This window comes from Streptomyces katrae (assembly GCF_000966975.1).
Taxonomy (GTDB): Bacteria; Actinomycetota; Actinomycetes; order Streptomycetales; family Streptomycetaceae; genus Streptomyces; species Streptomyces katrae.
Genome location: NZ_JZWV01001676.1, coordinates 1 through 606 on the forward strand (window position 1 = coordinate 1; position 606 = coordinate 606).

At 75.6% G+C, this 606-nt stretch carries 1 protein-coding gene; it reads left to right on the forward strand.

Features of this window, described 5'->3' with window-relative positions:
• Positions 1 to 606, forward strand: a 606-nt coding sequence (locus VR44_RS40020; protein WP_045952613.1) for a PP2C family protein-serine/threonine phosphatase, incomplete at both ends; no start/stop codon positions are given.

A 606-nucleotide genomic window follows, 5' to 3' on the forward strand; every position in this document is an offset into this window, starting at 1 on the left:
GCTCGCCGCCACCGAACGCGTCGCGCTCAACCTCCAGCGGGCCCTGGTCGCCGACCCCGGCCGCCCCCACCCGAACCTGCTGATCGCCGGCCGCTACCTGCCCGTCGGACCGAGCGCCCTCGTCGGCGGCGACTGGTTCGAGACGGTGCGGCTGCACTTCGGGCGGACCCTGCTGGTGGTCGGCGACGTGATGGGCCACGGCCTCGACGCCGCCGTGGACATGAACGCCTACCGTTCCACCCTGCGCGAGGTCGCCTCCACCGAGCTCGCCCCGCACCGCGTGCTGCGCCAGCTCGACGCCCTGGTCGCCGAGGACGCGGCGCGCCGCCCCGCCACCTGCCTGCTCGCCCGCGTGGACCCGGCGCGCGGGACCGCCCTCTTCGCCAGCGCCGGCCACCTGCCGCCCGCGGTGTTCGCGGCCGACGGCACCGGACGGCTGCTCGACGTACCGGTCGGGCCGCCGCTGGGCACCGGCCTGGGCGGGTACGAGTCCGCGGCGCACCCCCTCACGCACGAGGAGACCCTGGTCCTCTACACCGACGGGCTCGTGGAGCGGCGCGGCGAGGACATCGACGACTCCCTGGCCCTGTCTCTTATACACATCTC